At 66.1% G+C, this 16,422-nt stretch carries 14 protein-coding genes and 1 pseudogene; 4 read left to right on the forward strand and 11 right to left on the reverse strand.

Going from position 1 to position 16,422, the window contains the following annotated elements; genetic code table 11:
- The 5 genes and pseudogenes from ACPXYO_RS04645 to ACPXYO_RS04665 all read right to left on the reverse strand — a co-directional run bounded on the left by ACPXYO_RS04645 (position 1) and on the right by ACPXYO_RS04665 (position 4,655).
- Positions 1–783, reverse strand: a complete 783-nt coding sequence (locus tag ACPXYO_RS04645) for an SDR family NAD(P)-dependent oxidoreductase (protein WP_423917040.1) — start codon at positions 781–783, stop codon at positions 1–3.
- The gene (locus tag ACPXYO_RS04650; protein ID WP_423917042.1) at positions 776–1,237 is read right to left on the reverse strand and encodes a cupin domain-containing protein; all 462 of its coding nucleotides are present in this window, start codon (positions 1,235–1,237) and stop codon (positions 776–778) included. Before ACPXYO_RS04650 ends, ACPXYO_RS04645 begins: the two co-directional genes overlap by 8 nt.
- A gap of 45 nt (positions 1,238–1,282) precedes the next feature.
- Positions 1,283–2,707 (reverse strand): amidase, encoded by a 1,425-nt coding sequence (locus ACPXYO_RS04655; RefSeq protein ID WP_423917044.1) that lies wholly within the window; start codon positions 2,705–2,707, stop codon positions 1,283–1,285.
- 66 nt (positions 2,708–2,773) lie between these two features.
- A pseudogene (locus tag ACPXYO_RS04660) lies at positions 2,774–3,547 on the reverse strand (short-chain dehydrogenase/reductase); the annotation flags it as partial.
- Positions 3,548–3,569: 22 nt separating this feature from the next.
- Complete coding sequence (locus ACPXYO_RS04665; protein ID WP_423918689.1) at positions 3,570–4,655, reverse strand: IS630 family transposase; 1,086 nt, start codon at positions 4,653–4,655, stop codon at positions 3,570–3,572.
- Between the two features lie 215 nt (positions 4,656–4,870).
- Here ACPXYO_RS04665 and ACPXYO_RS04670 point away from each other — a divergent pair, with 215 nt between their 5' ends.
- The 3 genes from ACPXYO_RS04670 to ACPXYO_RS04680 all read left to right on the forward strand — a co-directional run bounded on the left by ACPXYO_RS04670 (position 4,871) and on the right by ACPXYO_RS04680 (position 8,363).
- Positions 4,871–6,106: an acyl-CoA dehydrogenase family protein gene (locus ACPXYO_RS04670; RefSeq protein WP_423917046.1), complete on the forward strand. Its 1,236-nt coding sequence runs from the start codon at positions 4,871–4,873 to the stop codon at positions 6,104–6,106.
- Positions 6,107–6,273: 167 nt separating this feature from the next.
- Entirely contained in the window at positions 6,274–7,788 is a 1,515-nt protein-coding gene (locus ACPXYO_RS04675) for a Fic family protein (RefSeq protein ID WP_423917047.1), read from the forward strand.
- Between the two features lie 95 nt (positions 7,789–7,883).
- On the forward strand, positions 7,884–8,363 hold the full coding sequence (locus tag ACPXYO_RS04680) for a VOC family protein (RefSeq protein WP_423917049.1): 480 nt from the start codon (positions 7,884–7,886) through the stop codon (positions 8,361–8,363).
- A gap of 36 nt (positions 8,364–8,399) precedes the next feature.
- On the opposite strand, the gene ACPXYO_RS04685 is transcribed toward ACPXYO_RS04680, so the two are convergent.
- On the reverse strand, positions 8,400–9,575 hold the full coding sequence (locus ACPXYO_RS04685; protein WP_423917050.1) for an amidohydrolase family protein: 1,176 nt from the start codon (positions 9,573–9,575) through the stop codon (positions 8,400–8,402).
- A 105-nt stretch (positions 9,576–9,680) separates the two neighbouring features.
- A complete protein-coding gene (locus ACPXYO_RS04690; RefSeq protein WP_423917052.1) occupies positions 9,681–10,706 on the reverse strand; it encodes a sterol methyltransferase in 1,026 nt (341 codons plus the stop codon).
- A gap of 209 nt (positions 10,707–10,915) precedes the next feature.
- Here ACPXYO_RS04690 and ACPXYO_RS04695 point away from each other — a divergent pair, with 209 nt between their 5' ends.
- Positions 10,916–11,689 carry an EthD domain-containing protein gene (locus tag ACPXYO_RS04695; RefSeq protein ID WP_423917054.1) on the forward strand — a complete coding sequence of 258 codons (774 nt, stop codon included), beginning with the start codon at positions 10,916–10,918 and terminating at the stop codon, positions 11,687–11,689.
- A gap of 33 nt (positions 11,690–11,722) precedes the next feature.
- Here ACPXYO_RS04695 and ACPXYO_RS04700 read toward each other — a convergent pair whose 3' ends face one another.
- From ACPXYO_RS04700 to ACPXYO_RS04715, 4 genes are all read right to left on the reverse strand, one after another.
- Positions 11,723–13,357, reverse strand: coding sequence for an ABC transporter permease (locus tag ACPXYO_RS04700; protein ID WP_423917056.1), 1,635 nt, complete (start codon positions 13,355–13,357; stop codon positions 11,723–11,725).
- Complete coding sequence (locus tag ACPXYO_RS04705; protein WP_423917058.1) at positions 13,354–14,394, reverse strand: extracellular solute-binding protein; 1,041 nt, start codon at positions 14,392–14,394, stop codon at positions 13,354–13,356. Before ACPXYO_RS04705 ends, ACPXYO_RS04700 begins: the two co-directional genes overlap by 4 nt.
- A 179-nt stretch (positions 14,395–14,573) precedes the next feature.
- Positions 14,574–15,569 carry an SDR family NAD(P)-dependent oxidoreductase gene (locus tag ACPXYO_RS04710; protein ID WP_423917060.1) on the reverse strand — a complete coding sequence of 332 codons (996 nt, stop codon included), beginning with the start codon at positions 15,567–15,569 and terminating at the stop codon, positions 14,574–14,576.
- A 63-nt stretch (positions 15,570–15,632) separates the two neighbouring features.
- Positions 15,633–16,391 (reverse strand): crotonase/enoyl-CoA hydratase family protein, encoded by a 759-nt coding sequence (locus ACPXYO_RS04715; protein WP_423917061.1) that lies wholly within the window; start codon positions 16,389–16,391, stop codon positions 15,633–15,635.
- Positions 16,392–16,422: the final 31 nt, after the last annotated feature.

Genomic DNA, 16,422 nt, shown 5'->3' on the forward strand with positions numbered 1-16,422 from the left:
TCACCAGGTGGGCCGCGTCAGCACGCCGCCGTCCACAACAAGGGCGATTCCGGTGATCCACCTGGACAGGTCCGAGCACAGGAACACGCACGCGTCGCCGACATCCGCGGCGGTGCCCAGCCGTCGCAGCGGTGTCGTTGCGTGCCAGCGGGACACCCCGTCGGGCCAGTCGTCGGCGAGGCTGGGCCGGTCGATCAGACCTGGCGAGATGCTGTTCACGCGGATCCCGTCGGGGCCGTAGGCAGCGGCCGCGGCCCTGGCATGCATCAGCAGCCCGGCCTTGGAAGTGGAGTAGTGCCCGGTCCCGTCGTCGGGCTGATGTCCATCGATCGACGCAATGTGCACTACGGCGCCGCCGGAGCCCTGCGCCTGCATCGCGCGGACGGCGGCCTGAGTCAGCCGGTGTGTCGCGTTGAGGTTGACATCGATCATCTCGGACCATAGGTCGTCGGTCAGCTCGGCGAACGGTGCAACGTTCGCGATGGCGGCGTTGTTGACCAAACCGTCGATGCGGCCGTGATGATCGATCGCAGCGGCCACGATGCGCTGCGGAGCGTCGGGGGCGAGCAGATCCGCCTCGACCGAGGTCACGGGGTTGCCGGCGGCATCAACCAGATGGTCGACTGGCGACGACCGCGTGTGGGCCACCACCGTTGCACCGGCCGCTCCGAGGCGCTGGGCGATGCCAGTGCCGACGCCACCACCAGCGCCGGTCACCACGATGACGCGGCCGTCCAGTCGCAGCAGGTCCGCTGGCGCCCGAAGGTCGTCGTGATCAGCCATAGTCCTTCTCCATTCGCGTGAAGCGTGCGATGTCGGAGGCCGCCTGCGGGTAGGCGGCCACAAGCGCATCCCGCTCGCCCAGCTCGAAACCGGCATCGGTGAATGCGGGCGCCATCGTCGTGCCGACAAGCGACCAGTCGCCCGTAGTTCCCGCCGCCATCCAGACACCGGGCCCGACTGCGACGACGGGCCGCTGTCCACCTGCCAAGTCGTCACCGAGCATCGGACGCTCGACGCCGCCACCGGGTTCCAGCAGCAGTATCTCGACGGGTGCCCCGGCGTAGTGATGCCAGAGCTCGACGCCCCCGAGACAATGCAGAGCGGAGAAGTCCCCCGGCTGCATCAGGTAGTAGATCGCTGACGAATGCTCGTCGCGCCAGGTCTGGGCCCACTGGCCGCCTTCGCTCGCTAGTGGAGTGAGGCCCAGCAACTCGGTCACCTTGTCGGCGTCCACCGGCCCAACGTAACCCCCCGTCCCGAAGCGACGTGCTCCGGCAGTTCAGTCTGAGGCAGAGGCGATCTCTGGCGCGATGGGGTCGAGACCAAGCAGATCCTCCAGCACGGCAAGCGTCTGCAGCACGCCGATGTCGTCGACTTGATGGCCGAGCACCTGCAGGCCGATGGGCATGCCGTCATCGGTGAAGCCGCAGCAGATGGTTCCCGCTGGGCGCCGGGTGAGGTTGGCCAGCGGCGTGAAGCGGACCCAATTCTCCGTCTCGACGCCGTTGATGGTCCCGTCCCCTCCGACAACAGGTGTCTGGCCCGCCATTGTCGGCGAGAGCATCGCGTCGAAACCAGCCATCACCTCGCCGAGTTGCATCGACAGCTCGGCGGCCTGCTGGCGGGCCGCTGCCACCGTGTCCACCGTCACTCGTTCAAAGGCTTCTTCCAACGCCACGGCGAGCACGTCGGTGACGTCATCCCACGCGGGCGTTCCGTACAGGGGCCGAAACGCCGGCCCGATCAGCCCACCCAGGAAGAGCGGCAGAAACGCCCCCGAGACCGTGTCGAACAGCGTGCCCATCTCGACAACCTCGACGCCCTCCGCCGCGAGCCGCTCGACCGCAGCAGCACAGCTGGCCAGGATCTCAGCGTCCACCGGTTCGCCGTCGAACGAGGGAACCCACAGCACACGCTTCGGCAGCGGGGGGTCGTCCAGCGCCCCGTGCCACGATTCGGTCGGTGCCGGCAGGCTGCGGAGGTCGGACGGATGGGGGCCCACCACTGCGTCGAGGCAATACGCCACGTCACGGATGAGGCGAGCCATCGGCCCCACGCACGACAGGTCCAACAGTCCCGGCGGCGGCGGCCCGCTCGGCACACGTCCCTGGCTCGTCTTGATGCCCGACAGGCCGCACATCGCCGAGGGGATCCGGATGGAGCCGCCACCGTCGGAGCCAGTGCCGACCGGCACCATGCCCGATGCAATCGCAGCAGCGGTGCCCCCCGACGAACCACCGGGAGAACGGCTCAGGTTCCATGGATTCCACGTCGCTCCGAACACTGGGTTGTAGGTGTCGCCCATACAGCCGAACTCTGGCGTATTGGTCTTGCCGACGATGACGGCGCCAGCAGCCCGCAAACGCGCGACTTCGGTGGAGTCGGCGGTGACCGGCGGGGTGTCGCGCAGGTGCATGGCTCCGCGAGTGGTACCGAACCCTGCGGCGTCGGCGAGGTCCTTGACGCCGATCGGGATGCCCGCCAACGGTCCCACGTCCTCGCCGGCATCGAGGCGTACATCGATGGCAGCGGCTTGGGAGCGAGCGGCCGCTTCGTCAATGGCGACGAACGCATTGAGGTGCGGGTTCAGGGCTTCGATGCGCTCAAGAGCGTGCTCGGTCACCTCCCCGGCGGTCAGCGTCCGGTCTCGCACCATCGACACCAGCGCTTCAACTGTCACTGTCCTGAAGTCGGGCACGTCCATGTCAGTCCACCCCCCGGAGGCACGACACTACTAACCGGTCTGGGCCGGTCCGGTGGCGCTGCGATGTCAGCGAGCTGATGCGCCGCCGTCGATCGTGATCGACGTGCCGCTGACGTGGCTGGACCGATCCGATGCAAGAAAGGCGACCACGTCGGCTACCTGCTCCACGGTTCCCGGAGCGGGATCGGCAGGGATCAGCTCTTCCCAGCGGGACTCATCGCCCCATTCGTCGACCGCCTGGCGGCGCAGCAAATCACCCATGCGGTCGGTGATGATGAGCCCGGGATTGACGGCCACCACCCGCACGCCCTCGCGCAGGCTCCGGCTGCCCAGCGCCGCAGTCATCGCCACAAGACCGCTGTTGCCGACCGCACCGGCGATGTAGGACGGCTGCGGCCGTAGCGAGGCCGCCCCGATGACGTTGACGATGACACCGCTGCCTCGAGCGGACATGAGGGGATAGATGGCCCGGCACAGGTCGATGTAACCGAACACCTTCAGGTCCCAGGCGTCGCGCCATGTGGTGTCGTCGACGGTCACGATGTCACCGCCGGGGATTGCCCCGGCGTTGTTGACCCAGATGTCGACGGGGCCGTCGAGGCCGGTCTCGGCCAGTAGCGTCTGGCGTCCCCCGGTCGTGGACAGGTCAACAGCGTGCGTCGAGACCGTCGATTCCGGCGCCGCAGACTCCACCTCCCCGGCGGCCTTGGCCAGGACATCAGCCGACCGCGCCGCCAGCGCAACATCGCAGCCCTCGCGGGCAAGCGCCATAGCGCACCCCAGCCCGATTCCCTTTGATGCGCCAGTGATCACGGCGCGCCTGCCTGCTAGTGCTGTGTCCGCAAACGTTTGCGCGCTTTGGTCATGCGGCTGCTTTGGCGGGTCGGCCCCATCGTTGTTGCCGTTCGGCTCGGGTTCTGGCTCGTTCGCGCCGTTGGGCTGCGAGCAGTTCGGGTGAGCGTTTGTTGGCGTTGCGCCAGCGCAGGTAGGCGTGCAGGCGGCGGGTGAGCACGGTGTGGTTGGGGTGGTCGGAGTTGTTGAGCACGAATTCGCGCAGCGGCCCGAAGTGCGCTTCGATGGGGTTCGCCCATGAGCTGTAGGTCGGGGTGAAGCACAGCTCGACTTTGTTGCGCTTGGCCCATCTGGCGATGTCGGTGCCTTTGTGGGCGGACAGGTTGTCCAAGATCACATAGACCGGCTCGCCGTCAGGGCGCCGGGCGCGGATGGTCTTGAGCGCTGCGAGGGTGTTGGCTGCGGACTTGCGGCGCCGCACGACACCCCACAGCTCGTCGTCGCCGACGCTGTAGCAGCCGTGGAACTGGCGCACCCCGTGGAGCTTGTTGTAGTTCGCGCGCAGCCGCTGGGGACGCGACCGCGGCGCCCAGCACGCCCCGCCGGTCGGGTGAATGGCCAGCGGCCCGAACTCGTCGAACGCGAACACCCGGTCCGGTTGCTTGTCCGCCACATGCTCGATGCGGTCCAGCTTCGCGTCACGGTCAGGGTCGTTGGACTCCTTCCAGGTCTTGGTGCGCTGGAACGTGATGCCTGACTCGGTGAGGATCTCGTGCAGCCGCTGCCGGCCGACCTGCACCACCCGGGTCGGGTTGTCGGCCAGGTACGTCGCGAGCTTGCGGATGCTCCACCGAGTGAACGGCTGAGCCAGCTTGCGCGGGCGGGTGCGGGCCGTCTCGACGATGAACGCCTCATCGTCAGTCGTGATCCGGCGGGGACGGCCACCCGCCCACTGAGGGTCCAACGACACCATCCCCGACTCGTTGAACCTGTGGATCATCTCGCGCACCCGATCAGGCGACGTCGCCGCCAGCTGCGCGATCACCGGCACCGAGTTCCCGCCCGCCGACGCATGGATCACCACCGCACGCCGCCATCGCACATGAGACCCCGGCGACTTGTCGGCGCCGCGACGCACGATCCGCTGCAACGTGATGGGTCAACCGACGGACCCGCGCTCACCATACCCCCGACCAAACCACAAACCACACCCCGCCACGCGGACACCAACCCGACGAACGTTTGCACTAGCCCCAAGTCCATCGGCTCAACGTAACCCCGGCGTCTCACACGCGCCGTGGGGTCGCGGCCCGCGCAGTGTCCGCTTCGCACCAACGGGCGTCGAATGCGCTGTGGTCCTACGCTCAACTCATGGCGAGTGCCGGCGAGGTACGTGACGAAGCCCGCACATGGCTTGACGAGCACTGGCACCCCGAGCGGCCGCTCATCGAGTGGCGCAACCTGCTGGCCGACACTGGCTGGGGCACCCCGTCATGGCCGACGCAGTGGCACGGCCGAGGCCTGCCGCCGTCCATGGACGCCGTCGTGGCGGGCGAGTTCGACGCGGTCGGAGCCATCGGCGTTGCGGCCGGCGTCAGCATGTACCTGGTGGCGCCGACGCTGCTGGCTCATGCCGACGACGAGCTGAAGCGGCGTCACCTTCGCCCGATCCTGACCGGCGAGCACAAGTGGTGCCAGCTGTTCTCCGAGCCCACGAACGGGTCGGATCTGGCGGGGCTCGTGACACGGGCCGACCGCGACGGCGACGAGTGGATTGTCAATGGCCAGAAGGTCTGGAACTCCGGGGCGCACAAGGCCCGATTCGGCATCCTGATGGCCCGCACCAACTGGGAGGTCCCTAAGCACCAGGGCATCTCGTACTTCCTGATGCCGATGAAGCAGCCCGGAGTGGAGGTGCGCCCGCTGCGCCAGATGAACGGCCATGCGTCGTTCAACGAGGTGTTCTTTGTCGATGCCCGGGTACCCGACAGCGAGATGGTCGGCAATCCCGGCGACGGCTGGCGCATTGCCCTCACCACGCTGGCGCACGAGCGCTCCGCGGTGGCCACCCGCCGTCCCCGCTACCCGGCCGACGGCGGCCCGACGGTGACCCAGGCCAAGCGCGAGCGCGACGAATACTTCGCCACCTACAAGTGGTACCCGCAGCGGGCGGGGCGGGCGAACCTGGTCATCCCCGAGGCACAGCGGACCGGACGGGTCAGCGACCCGCTGGTCCGACAGCAGATCGCCCGCGTCGAGACGCTTCGCCGGATCTCGTCGTGGACCGCCAAGCGCGCCCGGGCCGCACGTGCCGCTGGCAAACCGCCCGGCCCCGAAGGCTCGCTCACCAAGCTGAACATGTCGGTCACCGCCCGCGCCTGCCACGAGGCCCACACGCTGATCGCCGGCCCGATGGGAATGCTCGTGGGGCCCCGCAGCAACGCCGACGGCATCGTCTCGGAGATCCTCTTGTCCACACCGGCGATGTCGATCGCCGGCGGCACCGACGAGATACAGCGCAACATCATCGGCGAGCGGGTGCTGGGCCTGCCCAAGGAGCCAGACGACTCCAAGGACATCCCCTACTCCGCTTCCCGCCGCAACTGAATCCCGCAACCGACGGCGAGCGACGAGACGGTGCAGTTCGTCTTGCCACATCTTTCGAGCTAAGAACATCAGACAATTAAGTTCTTGACCAGAATATGACTGATTCAAAATCTCTTCTCAGAGAAATATTGCTGCTTCTTGAGTTCTCGGGGCGTTAGCGTCAGACTATGGCTCGAAGAGTCTCCACCCCTTGGCCGACTGAGCCTCGCACAGTGTTCTTCGACGACGTGGCGTCGCGGGACACGCTCAGCCGGGCTGTGGCCGATGGCAGGATTCGCCGGCTGGCACCACGGCTGTACTCTGCCGACCTCGTCAGCGACCCCGCTGAGATCGTGGTTGCCAACCGATGGCTCATCCTGGGGCACTTGCTTCCCGGTGCTGTCATCGTTGATCGCTCGGCCGCGCAAGACGGCAGCGTGAGTGGAGACTGCATCTTCGTCGCAACAGAGAATGGGCGCAAATCCATTCAGCTGCCAGGGATGGAGGTCCGGATCCGCTGTGGCAGGCCCTTGACCGAACCGCTAGAGGATCCGCCTTGGCCCCACGGGCTCAGGATGTCCAGCCCGGCTCGCATCTTGGTGGACAACCTCGCCGTCACTCGCGGCCGCAGCGGGCGGACGCCCCGGACACTGTCGCTGGCGGAGCTTGAGGATTGGCTGGCCGCCAAGGCCATCACTTGGGGGCCAGAACGGATGTCGCGACTTCGCGACGACGCGACCACCCTCGCCGACGTCTTAGGCAAGGTCGATCAGGTCGACAGGATTAAGCGTCTGTTTGACCAGTTGACGGGCGACCAGCCGTTGCGTCCCACAGCCGGCCCGCTTCTACAAGCGTTGACTTACGGTAGAGCCTGGGATGAACGCAGGGTCGAGATGTTCAACCGGTTGGCTCAGGGCTTGACCGGCTACGACGACCCGGATGTGCCCGATTGGCTCCCAGCAGGACCCGAAGCGGAACCGCTGCCGTTCTTCGAGAGTTACTTCTCCAACTACATCGAGGGCACAGTATTCACGGTGCCCGAAGCCCGTCGCATCATTGACACCCAGCAACCCCCACCCACTCGCCCAGCCGATGGCCACGACATCTTGGGCACCTATCGCTGTGTCGCCGACACCGTCGGACGCAGGGCCACCGCTGACGATGTTGAAGGGTTCCTGAGTCACCTGCGCGAGCGACATCAGATGATTCTCGCAGGCCGCCCCGAAGTGGGTCCGGGGCAGTGGAAGCAGGCACCCAACCAAGTCGGCGCATATCTCTTCGTCGATCCCCCCTTGGTCGAAGGCACACTGCGTCAAGGTTTCGAGCTGTCCCTCTCGGTTCCCGCTGGCTTCCGGCGCGCGCTCTACATCATGATCATGGTGGCCGAGGTTCACCCCTTCACCGACGGCAATGGGAGGGTGGCGCGCGTGATGATGAACGCCGAGCTGTCGGCAGTCGATGCTGCGCGGATCATCATCCCGAGTGTGTTCCGCAATGAGTACATCGGCTGCCTCCGACGCACCTCGACAACGCAGGCTGATGATGTTGCAGTACTGATGAGAGTCATGAGCTTCGCGTGGCGGTGGACGGCAGCTATGCCCTGGCACGACAAAGGGGCTACCGGCGGCCAATTGGAGGCCACCAATGCCCTCCGAGATCCCGACGACGCTGCCATCGGTGGCATCAAGCTCCGACTGCCCTGAGACACGGGTAGCTCGGTACGCTCCAAGCGGGGCAATGGGTGCAATCGACGACCCTGCCAGCGCCCGCGGCCCGATCAGCACCGATGGGAGGCGTCATGGCCACACTCGGCATCCGGCACGCAGTGCTGTGGGTGAGCGACCCCGAGGCGTCAGCCCGCTTCTACAACCAGGCGCTCGGTCTGGACGTGGTGAACCGCTATGGCACCGGCATCTACATGGCGTCACCCCAATCGAACACCGACCACGACCTTGGACTCTTCGGCGCGGTCGGCGAGGGCGCTCCCCCTCGACATGTGGGCCTGTACCACCTGGCTTGGGAAGTCGCCACGCTCGCCGAACTGGCCGAGGCCAAGACCCGGCTGGCCGAGATGGATGCTCTCGTGGGCGAGAACAACCACGGCACCAGCCGCAGCCTGTACTGCCACGACCCTGACGGCATCGAATTCGAAGTGATGTGGGAGGTGCCGCTGGAGCTCTACGAGAAAGACGCTCCGCGCAACATCCCGCTTGATCTCGAAGCAGACATCGCCCGCTGGGGCGCCGACCGACTCAGCCGAGGGGCCACCGCCGCGTAGCGACCGCCCCCGCCGGCAACCGCCCCAACTGCTCTGCTACACGTCGATCTTGTAGAGCTCGGCAGCGTTGTCCTGCAGGATCCGCTTCTGGACGGCGGGATCGAGGCTGCCGATCGCGTCACGCACCCGCTCGACGCTGCGCGGGTAGAGGCAGGTGGGGTGCGGGATGTCGGTCTCGAACATGATCTGGGTGGCCCCGATGTGGTCGATGGCCGGCGCCAGCGTCTGGGACTCGAACCAGAAACAGCCAAAGAACTGCCGCCGGAAATACTCCGAGGGCTTCATCGACAGGTGGGCCAGATGCTCGGGCGCTGTCTCGCCGCACTGGTAGTCGAGCGCGTCCAGCAGGAACGGGATCCAGCCGATGCCGCTCTCCACTGACACGAAGTTGAGGTTCGGGTAGCGCTCGGGGACGTCGCTGACCAGCAGGTTCACCATCCAGCGCAGCTGGCTCAGGAAGATCGCCGCTCCTCCCAAGGAGATCTTCACGTCGCCCGACCAGGTGTCATACGGCACCGAGCCGGACCAATTGATGTCGCCTTCGGAGGCGCCGATGTGGAAGTTGACCGGCATTTCGAGCGCTTCGCAGATCTCCCAGAACGGTCGCCAGTCGGGCTGGGCGAAGTTCGGCATGCCCGAGTCGTGGGGGTTGGAGCACATCACGATGCCCTTGGCGCCGTTGCGATGCATGCGATCGACTTCTCCGACGCTGGCGTCGATGTCCCACCACGGCACCAGGGCCATGGGCAGGATGCGCCCGCCCGAGCGAGCCTGCAGGTCGCTCATCCAGTCGTTGTAGATCTCGACGCAGGCGATGCGCAGCGCCCGGTCCTCGACCTTGAGGAAGTTCTGGTTCCCGAACCCGCCGACGTTGGGGTACACGATGCCGTGGCTCACGCCCATGGCATCCATCAGCTCCAGGCGGGCGTCGCAGTCGTAAGACGCCGCGTGGACCATCTCGATGTCGTGCTTGAGGAACTTCAGCCCGAGCATCTTGTTGCCGTCGGGCAGGATCGCCGAGACCGCCGAGTCGCCGGCGATCGGGATGTCGCCATTGACGACCCACTTGCGCTTGCCGTTGTGCTCGCGGACCTGCGGGACAAGATCGCGGTACTTCGCCGGGGCGAGACTGGTCCACAGGTCATGCGGCTCGGTCCAGTGCGTGTCCGAGTCGATGATCTTGATGCCAGGAAAGAACTCAGTGATCGGCATGGTGGCAACCCCCTCGGCGCCGCATCGGCGCCCCAGCCGAAATTATCAGGCGCCCCTGCAACCGATCCGAGGCTGCACACCCGAGGCGGGCAATATGGCGGAGCGCTAGACCGGCTTGCGCCCAAGCACGAAGTACATCGGAGTGAAGATCCCGAGCCGACCGGCCTCCGCGAGGGCCGCCGCACCGATGTTCAGAACTCTCGACATACCCGGTGTTCCCGGCGGCACGACGCGAAGCGCCTCGAGCACGCGCAGGGACTGGTGTGTCACTGCCCGTCCCACACGTGAGCTTCGAAGGCTCGTCAGCGACACACCGGAGCCGACCAGGGGTTCATACCAAGGGATTGCAGGCCCGGCCTGATCCGCGAGGTCGCGGGTCTCCAGCAGCCCAAAGCCAGCCTTGCCCATCGCGACGTCTGCGTCGTGCGTCGTGATGAGGTCCTGTATTGCCGTGCCCAACTCGATGTCGTTCTTGACCTGTACCTGGTGCGAATTGAGTGAGTCGAATTGGTCGGTCACGCACCACTCGTACGACGCAAAGCAGCCGCCGGTTTTGAGCAGGCGGAACGCCTCACCGAACACGTCGGCCCGATCTGGCGCATGGCATGTCGCTTCAATCGCATACACCGCGTCGAAGGAGCCTTCCGGTTCACCAGTTCTAGTGAAATCAGTCTCGAGATACTCCGCCAGGTGACTCAGTCCGGCTTCATCGGTGAGTTTCGGTGCTCGTTCGAGTTGGTAGGCGCTGATGTTGACGCCCACGATCTGCGATCCCGAGAATCGGGCGATCTCGCGCAACGGAGCGCCGACACCGCACCCCAGGTCTGCTACACGCATGCCAGGCCGCAAGCCGAGCGCGAGCGCAATGAAGTGCTGGTGACGAGCCAGTGAGGCATGAAAACTCTCGCCTGGGACCCGTGGCGCGAAGTGGAACGATTCACCCCAGCCGTACTCATAGAGGTCGGTGACGAGGTTGTAATTGTTCTCAATGAATTCTCGGTAATTCGCCGCACGCGGATCTTGGCCGTGGCGGCTCCCAAAGTCATAGCTGCGTTCGTGTGAATTGACGCTTGAAGCCACAGAAGTGCGGTCGATTGAACCCTTGAGCAGGTCGGTGAGCTTGGGCGACATGACGCGGGACCTGCTTCAGTTCGAGCATGACCGAGATCCCAGCATGGCATGTGGTCCATGCAGCCGCCGAATCTAGTCGCGCTCCGCATGACGATCGGAAACGCACGCGCCAGACCGCATCTGGACCCACCTCCAAGCCCCCAACTTGACATAGGAGCTCAACTAGCCTCGCCGCGAGGCGAGCTCCCCGACGCCCGAGGAGGCGAACGATGCTGCGACTCACGTTCTTGCTGCGGCGCAAGGAAGGCATGACCCGGGCCGAGATGCAGGACTACTGGCTCAACGTGCACGGCCCGCTGGTGAGCGCTCACGCGGCGCAGGCGAAGATGCTGCGCTACGTGCAGGTGCACACCACAGACGACGACCACAGCCGCCTGCCGGGCCGGCGGGGCGAAATGGAAGAGCCCTACGACGGTGTGGCTGAGGTGTGGTGGGAGTCGCGTGAGTCGATGCTCGAGGCCATGCAGACCGACGCCGGTCGCGAGTTCGACCGGCTGTTGCGCGAAGACGAACTCAACTTCGCGGACATCAAGCGCTCGTCGGCCTACTACTGCTACGAGTACCCGCAGGTGAATCCGACGCCGGAGAACATCGTTGCCACCGACCGCTCCAGCCTCGTCAAGCTCTACTTCGCCTTCCGTCACCTGCCAGCGCTCAGCATCGATGAAGCGCAGTGGTACTGGCGCACCCACCACGGGCCGGTTATCCGGCGTCAAGCGCAATCATCCGGCATCCTGCGCTACCAGCAGGTACACGCCGACGAACACTCCTTCACCGCAGCCATCAACCGTTCACGGGACTCAACTGTCGAGCCCTACACCGGTCACGCCGAGGTCTGGATGGACCGCAGTGCGATGGGCAACGCCATCCCCGAGAACCGGGCCGCGTCCCGGCGGGCCTACGAGGACGAGGCCAACTTCATCGACTTCTCCCGTTCGGTGATGTTCCTGGCCAAAGAGCACGTGATGGTCGACCACCGCTAGCCAACGCGCGAGCCGATGGCGCTTGCGAGAGCGTCAGGTGTGTTCTTGACGGCGCACCACCAGGAACCACGTGAGGGCGAAGGACAAGACCACCAGGATCACGCCCATCAGGCCAGCTTCGGCGATGAAGGCGTCCTCGAACAAGCCGAAGATCCGGGTGGTCAGCGTCGAGAAGCCCAGCGGAGAGACCAGCAGACTGATCGGCAGCTCCTTCATCACCGACAACAGCACCAGGCCAGCACCCGCCCCCAATGCGGGTCCCATGACCGGCAGGTCGACGGAGAAGAAGCGGCGCACCGGTCCGGCGCCGAGCAGCCGGGCCGAGTCGTGCAGGCGATCGGGCACGCTGCGCACTGCGACCACGCTCACGCCCATCGCCAGCGACCCGAAGCGAACGATGTACGCGAAGATCAGCAGCACCGTCGAGTCGCCGAGCAGTTCCAGCACCAGGTCGGTCCGCAGTGTCCAGAAGCGCATCGACAGGGCGATGAGCAGGCCGGGCAGCGCGAACGTGCTGATGACGACTGCGTGAGCGAGCGATCCGGTCCGTGAGCGATGTCGCCCTACCAGCATCGCGATGGGCAAGACCGCGGCAACTGACACCACTGCGGCCACGACACTCACCCAGACCGTGTTGAAGGTGGCGTCAGCGATGCTCGCGTAGTCGACAGCGAGTGCCCGGTCGCCGGTGATCGAGCGCAGCACGCCCCGCTGGGCCCAGTCCACCAAGGCGATGAAGGGTGCGCCCACGCTGGCGAAGACGGTGATTGCCACCGCTGCCAGGGCGACGGGCCGCCAGCGCCCCAAGTGATAGTCGAGGGGTCGTTGCGAGCCCGAGCGTGTTCCGTCGGGCAGGCGGCGGGAGAACCAACGCTCAGCCAGTACCACCGCCGCGGCGAGCACGAGCAGCATGAGGCTGAGCGCCAGCGCCACCGGCGGATTTGCCAGATAGTTGGTGGCGATGGCGCGGGTCAGCGTGTCGTAGCGCATCAGCTGCACCGCACCGAAGTCACTCAGCGTGTACAGGAACACCAGCAGCGTCCCCGCGCCGATTGCCGTGCCGGCATGGGGAAGGCAGATGCGTCGGAACACGGCGAATGCGCTGTCCCCGAGCAGTCTGGCGCTCTCCTCGAGGCTGCCGGGAAGCTGCCGCAGCCGTGCCGCGACCGGCAGGTACACGTAGGGGTAAGTCATCAGCAGCAACACCAGCCAGGCCCCGAAGAACCCTCGCAACTCGGGCACCGAAGCGATGCCAATGCGTGCGAGCACGTCGTTCGCGAGGCCGCCGGGATTCAGCGTGCGGATGAACGCGGCGGCGCCCACGAAGGTCGGGTAGACGAGCGGCAGCGGCAGCAGCACGCGCCACAACCGGCGCAGCGGGAGATCGGTGCGCATGGCAAGCCACGCCAGGCCCGTGCCGAGCACCAGCGCGCTCGCAGACACGGAGATGGCGAGCCGGAGCGTGCGCCACATCGGGCCCAGGGTGCGTGGACTCCACAGCAGACCCTCGGGACCCGTGCCGTCACGCAGCGCCCGGAACACCAGGTACACGCCGGGGAAGGCGAACAAGAACGCCAGCACCACGCCGGCGACGCGCAGCGCCGGCGGTGCGCTGCTGCGCCCCCGCCGGGCTGCTGGGATCATTTCGCCGCTCGGGCCGGTCGTCACCCGTTCAGGATGCCGCTCGCCTCGATGATCTCCGTCGAGCGGGCGAAACCCTCGCCGAGCGAGTCGAAGTTGATGCTCCCGACCTCGGGACCACCCAACGCCGGCAGGACGTCGGCGGGAGCGACCCCCGCCGCAAGCGGGTACTCGAGCGTCTCGCTGCTGAAGTAGCGCTGCGAGGGCCCGCTCAACAGGTAGGCGATGAACTCGTGTGCGGCTTCGACGTTGTCGCTGGCGGCGGTCACGGTGGCAGCGGTGATGATCAGCAGCGAGCCGATGTCGTCGTCGGTGAAGTCCCAGTTCGCAGCCCTGTGGTCCTCACCGGACGCTTCGGCCACTTGGTACTGGTAGTAGTGGTTGACGAGGCCCATGTCGATTTCGCCTCGGCCGGTGGCCTCCACGATGGACCGGTTGTTCGGGTAGTAGCGGGCGTCATTGGCGACCATGTCGTCGAGCCACTGCATGGCCACCTCAGTGCCGTGCTGGTTGCGGAACACGGTGAACCAGTCCACGAACGAACCGTTGGTGGCGGGGATCGCCACCCGGCCTCGGTAGCGCTCATCGGTGAGGTCGAAGACAGAATCGGGCAGCTCGTCGTCGGGCACCTCGTCGACGTTGTAGACGAGCACTCGCTTGCGGCCGGTGAATCCCACCCACGTTCCCTCGTCTGAACTGTTCTCATCGCTGACGAGGCTGAGGACGTCATGTTCGATGGCGGTGAGCAGACCCTTGCCTTCGAGAAATCCGACCGGACCAGGTGAGCGCGACAGGAACACGTCGGCGGCGGTGCGGTCGCCTTCCTCGGCGAGCAGCAGTGCCAAGTCGGTCGAAGCGCCCCAGCGAACGGCCACCTCGATGCCGCTCTCGCACTCGAAGGCGTCGAGCACTGGCCCGATGAGGTTCTCGGTGCGGCCCGAGTACACGGTGAGCTGCCGGCCGTTTGCGTCTTGGCATTCACCGTCGTATATCGCAGCAGCCGGGCCCTCGAGCGTGCGCGCCGACCCGCAGGCAGTTGCAATGGTCGCGATCGCAACGGCCATCGCGGCCCAGCGAAGATGCCACCGAGTTGAGCGGCACGGTGACGACGGGCGGGATACAGAACGAGACGTCGTGGACATGGCGTCGCACCTTAGCCACTGTTTCCGTTCGATGTCAAGGATACCTAACGAAATGTGTCGAGTCCGCTAACCGGATGGAATCTGACTCGCGCGCGAATGACTCACGAGAACTGCAGCGGCTCCTCCGCGCTCCAGCCGACTGGCTGCTCGTCGAGGTTCAGTGACAGCTGGTGCCAAACCAGCTCCACACCAGCTGGGCCGGCATCTTCAGCATCGCCGGTGCCTCCAACGGAGTTCACCATCAACTCGAACATTCCGCCGTCGGTCTCGTTGATCGGCCGGGCCAGAAGCGCCATGAACGCCTCGGCCATCTCGCACGGTTCCAGCATCCGGGGCTGCCAGCGCCCATAGACCCGCTCGTTGCCGGCGTACTCGTTGGTCATTCCGGTGCGCACGAATGGCAGCAGCAGCGTGAAGCAGCTCACCAGGTCGGCGCTGCGTCCCAGATTCACCTTCAGCACTCTCGGCAGCTGCAGCACCGCCCAGTTGCTGAGCGCGTAGCCGGGCACCGCCGGTCCCGGGTCGATCGCCTGGCGGGAGGACACGTAGACGATCTGGGCCGGCTCGCCGGCGTAGACCGCCTCACCCGCCCACAAGTGCGTCGAGGCCAAGAAGCCGTCGACCTTGGTGTCGAGCACCAGCCGCGACTGTTCGAGGTTGTCGATGAAGTGCTGGCGCACGCGGGCTCGCCGCAGCGACGAGGATTCGCCCTCCACCTGCCGCAGCGTGCGACCCAGGTTGTAGCCCGACTCGGTGAGGCCCGAATTGCAGATGATCAAGTTCGGCGGCAGTCCGCCCATCTGGTCGATGACGTAGCTGCGGATCGCCCAGAGGTCACGCAGGTTCGTGACATCGGCCTGCACGGGAAAGGCGTGCACACCCTCGTCGCGCAGCTGGGCGATGAGGTCGAAGCCGTCTTCGTAGCTGCGATGGAAGTGCACGCCGACCGACTCGGCGCCGTTGAGCCCGGTGCTGAGCGCGAATGCCTGGCCGATGCCGCCGTCCTTGCCGGCACCGGTGATCAGCACACGTTTGCCCGTTGCCGCGGTTCGGAACTCATCGAACCGGAATGAGTCAGTCGGTGCCGTGTAGGCCATGAGAGTGCTCCTGTGAGGCTCCGGGCTGAGGGCTGATCCGAGCGGATCAGTGGTGAGTCTGCCTCAGCGACCGGTCCACACAGGATCGCGCTTCTCAACGAAGGCCTTTGGCCCCTCGAGGAAATCCTCGGTGCCCAGGATGCTGCGGAAGTGATTCTTGGTGATTTCCCAGCCGTCATCCTCCGTGCGCGCATGGCTCTCGAGCACCACGGCGCGGCTCTCTCGCACCGCCTTCGGAGCATTTGCGATGATGCGCCCAGCCAGTGCGATGGCGGCTGGGACAACCTCACCCTCGTCGGCCATCTCGTTGACGAGCCCGAGCTGGAAGGCCCGTTCGGCCGAGATCGGGTCGCCCGTCATCGCCAGCTCCAGCGCCACATTGCGTCCCACCACCTGCGGCAGCCGGAACAGCCCGCCGGCAGCGGCCACCAGCGATCGCTTCACCTCGGGAATGCCGAAACGGGCTCGGGGCGACGCGACCACCAAATCGCACGACAGCACGATCTCCAAGCCCCCGGCCAGGGCTGCCCCGTCCACCGCTGCGATGAGCGGTTTGGTACGGGGATAGCGAGCGAGCCCGGCAAAGCCGCCCTTGGAGGTCTCGATGGGCTTCTTGGCGGCCACCGACTTCAGGTCGGCGCCGGCGCTGAACACGGTGCCTGTTCCGGCCAGGATCCCAACCCACACGTCGGGATCGGCCTCGAAGGCGTCGAGATGGGCTTCCATGGCGGAGGACACCTCGTGGCTGATTGCGTTGCGGGCTTCGGGCCGATTCAGCGTGAAGATCGCTATCCGGCCTTGTGTTTCGTATTCAACGACCATCGCGCCAATCTAAGAGGCCGGACGGCTCGTT

This window comes from Candidatus Poriferisodalis sp., from assembly GCF_965237655.1.
In the GTDB taxonomy this organism is placed as follows: domain Bacteria; phylum Actinomycetota; class Acidimicrobiia; order Acidimicrobiales; family Poriferisodalaceae; genus Poriferisodalis.